5 protein-coding genes are annotated in these 7,407 nt (G+C 63.3%); 2 read left to right on the forward strand and 3 right to left on the reverse strand.

Features of this window, described 5'->3' with window-relative positions; translation table 11 throughout:
- Window positions 1-487: 487 nt before the first annotated feature.
- The 3 genes from AC1DS6_RS41970 to AC1DS6_RS41980 form a co-directional block, all read right to left on the reverse strand.
- On the reverse strand, window positions 488-1,810 hold the full coding sequence (locus AC1DS6_RS41970) for a cytochrome P450 (protein WP_477104728.1): 1,323 nt from the start codon (window positions 1,808-1,810) through the stop codon (window positions 488-490).
- Window positions 1,811-1,871: 61 nt separating this feature from the next.
- A complete protein-coding gene (gene bioF / locus AC1DS6_RS41975) occupies window positions 1,872-3,095 on the reverse strand; it encodes an 8-amino-7-oxononanoate synthase (RefSeq protein WP_477104731.1) in 1,224 nt (407 codons plus the stop codon).
- 306 nt (window positions 3,096-3,401) lie between these two features.
- Window positions 3,402-3,716 carry a hypothetical protein gene (locus AC1DS6_RS41980; protein WP_477104729.1) on the reverse strand — a complete coding sequence of 105 codons (315 nt, stop codon included), beginning with the start codon at window positions 3,714-3,716 and terminating at the stop codon, window positions 3,402-3,404.
- A 19-nt stretch (window positions 3,717-3,735) separates the two neighbouring features.
- Here AC1DS6_RS41980 and AC1DS6_RS41985 point away from each other — a divergent pair, with 19 nt between their 5' ends.
- Together AC1DS6_RS41985 and AC1DS6_RS41990 are read left to right on the forward strand one after the other, a co-directional pair.
- Window positions 3,736-5,901, forward strand: a complete 2,166-nt coding sequence (locus AC1DS6_RS41985) for a catalase (RefSeq protein WP_477104730.1) — start codon at window positions 3,736-3,738, stop codon at window positions 5,899-5,901.
- A gap of 329 nt (window positions 5,902-6,230) precedes the next feature.
- Window positions 6,231-6,500 (forward strand): hypothetical protein, encoded by a 270-nt coding sequence (locus AC1DS6_RS41990; RefSeq protein WP_441635328.1) that lies wholly within the window; start codon window positions 6,231-6,233, stop codon window positions 6,498-6,500.
- The last annotated feature ends 907 nt before the right edge of the window (window positions 6,501-7,407 follow it).

The following is a 7,407-nucleotide window of genomic DNA, read 5'->3' on the forward strand; positions in this document are numbered from 1 at the left end:
TCTTCAATCGATCGATTTGCCGCATGGTCAGGGTGATGGTGTCCGGTGCCATGGCAGCCTCCAGTAGACTGGAAACCGCTCAGATTACGCTTGGCAAACTCGGACATTTGAACTTGGCTATAAACGGACATTACAACTTAGCCCTGACATCGCTTGGGCACATAACGTTTATTATGTTAAATTATTGCAAATAACAATGAGTGCGGCGATCCCATTGGTTTGAATGGGACCCCGACAACTGCGAAAGCCTGCAGGCAGCGACTGCCCAGCGCTCGATATCCAGCCGCGGTCTTGGGGTTGGCAGCAACGCGCAAGCCTGCGCAGATTGCTACTCGGTGGAAGTCCCTTCCATTCGATTACCCCGGCATGGGCGCGCCGAGGATTTCCGCCAGCGCGTGCGTGCCGCGATCGCACAGTATCGGCAAGTTGCAAAAGACGTGCGAATTAAGCTGGATTAGGCTCCCCCTATCTACCACTCTGGACCGTTTCAGCTCACGCCCATTGTGTGCGTCAAGGGCCGGCAGCGTACCTGCAGACTAGCGAGCCCCCGATAGACGGGGTTCCCGGTCCAGCGCGGAGTTGTATCCAGGAGTTCTAGCCTGGGCCAGCGGGCCAACAGCGCCCGAAACGCAATCTCCGCCTCCATCAACGTCAGCGCGGCGCCAATGCAGAAATGCGGGCCATGTCCGAACGACAAGTGGGAGCCCTCCCCCCGGGAGATATTCAGGCTGTCCGGGTTGCTGTAGCGCGCCGGATCGCGATTGGCAGCGCCGATCAGGGGGACCACTAACTCCCCGCGCCGCAGCCGGCGCCCATGGAGGACCACGTCCGTGGTGACCCGCCGCCCTGTGTATTGGACCGGACTCTCGTAGCGCAATAGCTCGCGCAAGGCATTCGGCAGCAACTCGGGAGTCCGCTGCAGGCGCCGCCATTGATCCGGATGGCTCAGCAAGGCATACAGTCCATTGCCGAGTAGATTGCGCGTCGTCTCATGTCCCGCGAACAGCAGCATGGCGCATTGCGCCAATAGTTCGGCCCCGGACACCACCTCGCCACTGGCCTCGGCTCGCAGCAGGTGTCCGATCAGATCGTCGCCTGCTGCGTCCGGCACCTTTGCCCCTTGCGCCCGGCGTCGCTCGAGCGTTGCCTCGAAGGCGGCACACATCTTGAGCAAGCTAACCTGCGCTCGTCGTTTTAGAGCCGGATCAGGGTCCAGTGCGCCGATGAAGGCGGCCAGATCCTCGGACCAGGCCAGGAATTCAGGCTGGTCTTCCGCGTCCATGCCGAGCAGGCGTGCAATCACCATTGCCGGGAGCGGTCTGGCAATCCTCTCCATGAAATCAAACTGCCCCGCTTCGTCAATGCCATTCATCAATCCGGCCACCATGTGCTCGATCGCGCCTGCGCTGGCGCGTAGGGCTGACGGCCGGAAGCCGGCACTGAGCACATGCCTCAGCCGCGTATGATCCGGTGCGTCGAGAAATAACATCGCCCGGCTGAACAGGCGCTGAAAGGGACAGAGCGCCTGGCGCGATTCCTCGCTGCCACGCATCACCCAGCCACCCGTGCGCCGCGCTGAGTAGAGGGGATCGCGCAGCACGGCCTCGACGTCTTCGTGCCTTGTCAGCAACCAGGCGCCGCTGAAGAACTCCTCGCTCCAATGGATAGGGCCAGCCTCACGCAGCTCGCGGTAGAGAGGATAAGGATCGCGCAAGAATGTGGCGTTAACAAATGGGCGACAGGGAACTGGCTTCCCGATCACCGCTTCCGCATGCGCCACGGCCTCCGTGCTTAGCATTGTCGTACTCATGCTGATGGTCCTTGGGAGCACATTCCGAGCCTGGCGAGTGTGGCGAAGCGGGCTGGCGCGCTCATGCCGCATCCCGCTGCATCAGCACGGCAGACAGGCTGTCCAGCAAGCGCGCTATGTCGCCCGCGGTGTGCGCTGCCGAGAGCGCGACACGCAGGCGCGCCGTGCCTTCGGGCACCGTTGGCGGCCGGATGGCCGTGACGCGGATGCCATCGGCTTCCAGCGCGGCGGAGAGGGCCATGGCAGCGGCATTGCCTCCTACGATCAGTGGTTGGATAGGGGTATCGCTATCGACCAGCCGCCAGCCGGCCTCCGCATGGCAGGCCTGTAATGTTTCCAGGCCTGCTCGCAGCTGTCCAATAAGTTGCGCCATATGGGCCCGGCGCCGGCGTCCCTCCTCGCCCGCGATTAGCGCCAGGCTGGCCAGCAGCGCATGCGCTGCGGCCGGCGGCGCGGCCGTAGTGTAGATATAGGGCCGCGCCACATTGACCAAATGCTCCACGATGGTTGGGTGCGCCGCCACGAAGGCGCCCGCTACGCCGGCGGCCTTGCCCAGCGTGCCGATGTAGATGAAGCGTTCGGAGGCCAGTCCCAGGTGCTCCAGGCCGCCGCGACCGCTCTCCCCCAGCACGCCAAAGCCGTGGGCGTCGTCGACCACGATCCAGGCATCGTGGCATTCGGCTAATGCCAGCAATTCGACCAGCGGGGCAAGGTCGCCATCCATGCTGAATACGCTGTCGGTTACGATCAGCTTGAGGGGGCTGTCGCTACCGGCCAGCAGTCTCGCCAGTGCAGTGGTGTCGCCATGCGGGTAGCGTTTGACATGGGCGCGCGCCAGAAGCGCCCCGTCGATCAGCGAGGCATGGTTGAGCTTGTCGCAGAACAGGGTAGCGCCGGCCGTGCCCAACGCGCTCAGCACCGCCATGTTTGCCATGTAGCCGCTACAGAAATAGAGCGCCTGCGCCTCGGGGATATGTGAATCCATCCACCGCGCCAACTCGTTCTCCAGATGGTCGTGGGCCAGCGAGTGCCCGTTAACCACGTGGGAGGCACCGCTGCCCGCGCCATAGCGGTAAGCGCCCTCGGCAAAGGCGGAGATAACGGTGGGATGGTTGGCCAGCCCCAGGTAATCGTTGCTGCAAAAACTCAACAGCGTGCGCTGCTCGCCGCATTCATTGCTGACCGCCTGATGTGGCGCGCAGGCTGTGTGTGTGACGCGCCGCCTGCGCGTCATGGCGCGTTCGGCGCGCTCGGCGGCGGCTTGTGTGAGTCGGTCAAGCAGTATGGCAGCATTGGCGGACGATTGGGGAAATGCATCTTAGATGCGTATCCGCGCTAATGGCAAACTGGGCTGTCGGCCAATTTTGCGAACATGTTGTACGAAGAAGCCGGCAAAATTGCGTAAAGTGTCGCTCTTTGTGCTGAATGGCACCCATCAGCGTGTACGCTCTAGAAGCGGCACTATCCTCGCTTCGCCAAAACACGGAATCCGCATCCAATGCCACCGGAGGCAACCCGCCCCCTTTTTAGCGTGTATCCGAAACGGGCATAGCGCCGCCTCGCGAGACGAATAAGGTTTAAGTTGCACAAATTACATCTCGCTGAAAATTGCGCGTGTCGTGCCACGCGGAGAAAGCGCAGAAGCCGCAGGCGGGCAAAGGCGCAAGTGCGCGCGCCAGGCCGCCGTCAGGGCATCTTTCGGATACCGCAGCGGCGCTGGCACGCTATCTGCCTGGATGAGGCCTTCCTGTTTGTTCTTGCCGACCCTCTTTCCAGGATTCACCATGCCAAAGACGCCTGCTTCCAAAAAGACTTCGTCCCCGAGGCCTTCCAACTGCAAATCCGGCGGCAACGGTGCCAGGCAGCCCACGCCCGCCGGCAGCGGTGCCGCGCCGGACACAGTCACGGGTGTCTCGACCAGCGACGTGACGCAGACCGCAAGCCGCGTGGTTACCGGCGCGGATGCCGCATATGACCGCGCCGTGAAGGAGCGGCTGTCTCCCCAGCCGAAAGTGCTGGGGTCCGACACGGTCGGCAATGTGGTTTCCAACGAAGACCGCGTGCTGACCACCAACCAGGGCATGCCGATTGGCGAAGACGACAACTCGCTGCAGCTGGGCGCGCGTGGGCCGACCTTGCTGGAAGATTTCCTGCTGCGCGAGAAAATCACCCACTTCGACCATGAGCGCATTCCCGAGCGCGTGGTCCATGCGCGCGGCGCCGCCGCGCACGGCTATTTCGAGCTGCACGAATCGCTGGCCGACTACACAACCGCTGACTTCCTGCAACGCACCGGCGCGCAGACACCGGTGTTCGTACGCTTCTCCACGGTAGCGGGTTCGCGCGGATCCGCGGACCTGGCGCGCGATGTGCGCGGATTTGCCGTGAAGTTCTATACGCGGCAGGGCAACTACGACCTGGTCGGCAACAATATGCCGGTGTTCTTTATCCAGGACGCCATCAAGTTCCCGGACTTCATCCACGCGGTCAAGCCCGAGCCGCACAATGAGATTCCGCAAGCCGCCTCGGCGCACGACACCTTCTGGGACTTCGTGTCGCTGCAGCCGGAATCCATGCACATGGTGTTGTGGACCATGTCCGGGCGCGCCCTGCCGCGCAGCTTCCGCACCATGGAAGGCTTTGGCGTGCATACCTTCCGGCTGATCAATGCGCAAGGCCGCGCCACCTTCGTCAAGTTCCACTGGAAGCCGGTGCTGGGCGCCCATTCCCTGGTGTGGGACGAAGCGCTCAAGATCAATGGCAAGGACCCGGACTTCCACCGGCGCGACCTGTGGGAATCCATCGAGAACGGCGCCTTCCCTGAGTACGAACTGGGCGTGCAACTGGTGCCCGAGGAAGATGAGCACCAGTTCGGTTTCGACCTGCTCGACCCGACCAAGCTGATCCCCGAGGAGCTGGTGCCGGTGCGCCGCGTAGGCAAGATGGTGCTGAACCGCAACCCGGACAACTTTTTCGCCGAGACCGAGCAAGTGGCATTCCACCCCGGGCATCTGGTGCCGGGCCTGGATTTCACCAACGATCCGCTGCTGCAAGGCCGACTGTTCTCCTACCTGGATACCCAGCTCACACGGCTTGGCGGGCCCAACTTCCACGAGTTGCCGATCAACCGGCCGTTGTGCCCGGTGCACAACAACCAGCGCGACGGCTTGATGCGCCAGACCGTGGTGAAGGGCCGCTCCAGTTACCAGCCCAACGCGGTGGGTGGCGGCTGCCCGTTCCTGGCGGGCGACACCGATGCGCATCTGGGCTACGCGGAAGCCGCCGCCGAAGGCGCTGCCAAGGTACGCCGGCGCAGCGAGACTTTTTCCGATCATTTCTCGCAGGCCAACCTGTTCTGGCGCAGCCAGTCCGACACCGAGAAGGCCCAGATCGTCGATGCCTACACGTTCGAGCTCTCCAAGGTCGAGATCCCCGCCATCCGTGCCCGCGTGGTCGGCCAGTTGGCCCATATCGCGCCCGAGCTGGCCAGCGGCGTGGCCAGCAAGCTTGGCATTGAGGTGGAGTCCGTGGGCGAGCCGGTCGAGATCGATGACTACGGTATCGCGGCTTCGCCCGCGTTGAGCCTGGCGTCCCAGTCCAAGGGGAACATCCGGGGCCGCAAGATTGCCGTGCTGGTGGCGGACGGCGTCAGCGGCGCGGCGGTGGACTCGCTCAAGACGCGCGCCGCGGCAGCCGGGGCGTCCGCCAAGGTGATCGGCCCGCGCGCCAATGGCGTCACCTCAGCGGAAGGCAAGGCCGTGCTGGTCGATCACGCGCTGCCGTCCGTGGGTTCGGTGCTGTTCGACGCCGTGTACGTGCCCGATGGCGATGTCAGCGCGCTGCAGGCCGAACCGGCTGCCCTGCTCTTTATCTGCGAGGCCTACAAGCACTACAAGCCGGTCGGCGCCGGCGGCGCTGGCGCCGTGCTGGTTGCGGCAGCCGCGCGCGCCGCCGGTATAGAGGGCGGCTTTGCGGGGCCGGGCCTGGTGGTGGGCAAGAAGGACGCGAGCGCCCAGCACGATGCGTTCCTCGAAGCCGTGGGTGGGCATCGCTGGTGGGCGCGCCCGGACGCCGCGCGCATCATGGCCTGAAGGACTGGTGCCGTGCGCGAGCCGCGCAATATCGGGAAGGGAGCCGGTGCGCAACAGGACTATTAAATCCGGGCGTGCGATCAAACCAAAATATGACGCATAAAGCACGCAGACTATTATGTAAAATCATTCAGAAAAACTACGAGAGACGGGTTCGGTTGTCATTTTCGCGCCGCGCCCCCCATCACAACACCCGATGCTCGATATTCAGACGTTCGATACGGCGCGCTATGATGCGTTTCCACCGCATCGGCAACTAGCGCAGAACGGCGTTGCGCCACGGCCCGTTCTGATGCGGATCGACCCGATCAACAGAGAAGGAATTCGTCTTGGCGCTCGAAAAACCCGCATTGCACTCTGTCTGGCAAAACGACCAGGGAGACGCATTCATCGTCCTCGACGTGTTTGACCCAGCAGAAGACGGGATGGGGGACGACGACTATCTGCCCGGCTACTACCTCGTTACGTTTGTTGATTACGACGAGCGCAACGAGGCCGATATCGCTGGGGAGGAATTCGACAACGAGCAATGGAGCGCGCTCGTTAAGTCGCTCGACCTCAAGCAGAGCGGCGTGGAGCCCGGTGATTACGCAATTTGACACGCCATCACCAGCGCGGGGTTTTGCGCGCCTGCGGCTCTCTAGCACCGCCCTGTTCTAGCGCAGCGCATTCTGCTGCGTCTAACCGCGGCCTTTGCCCAACTTCTGCCCATTTTCGCGGAAGACGCCTGCCGGTATTCTGAAGAGCCGCCTAGAAGCAGTACTGCCCTCGCTCGCCCCAAAACACGGGAACAGCCATCCAAGGCAACCGGCGGCAATCCCCATTTTTAACGTATATCGGAAACGCGCAAAGCGCTGCCTCGCGAGACGAATAAGGGTTCGAAACGAAGAGCGCGGTACCGCTACTGACGTGCGCGCTGCCGGCCCTGTGGCGCCTCCAGCCGACCCTTTGCGTGGAATTCGCGTGGGGACGCCAGCGCCCGCCTGCTAAACCTGCTGGACGAGGGCCGCATTGATGTGGCGATGTCGCAGCAGCGTGAGCCGGCGGCCCGACGTGGTAGCGCCTTGATACCGGCATTGGCGAGTTCGCGCTCCAGTGCCAAGCGCGCTCTCGGCGCTGGCTACGGCCACGGTTCGTTCCTGATCGATCTCGAGCAGCGCGCGTGCCCCGCTCCCGGGCCACCGCGACCGCTCGCGGGTGCGCTCCAGGTCCATCGAGAATTGGGTGCGCAACCCCTGCAACTGCCTTCGAGCGCCACCACTTGACGTATGCCCTCCTCCTGACGCGCCTGCGTGGCACGTGTATTTGGGCGCGTACAATCGGCGCGCTCGAGCCTGGGCGGAGTGACAACCCCGAACATGCAACCGGATAACCTTGGCCCGCGCCAAAAAGTGAACTTTAAATCCCTCAATCTTTTCGTGGCCAGCAGCTTTGTGCTTGCTGTTGCCATTGCCGCCGTAGGGGCCGGTGCGCTCCATGAAATGCGCCAGGACGCGTATGCCCGCG

Source organism: Cupriavidus sp. 05L310, assembly GCF_056398185.1.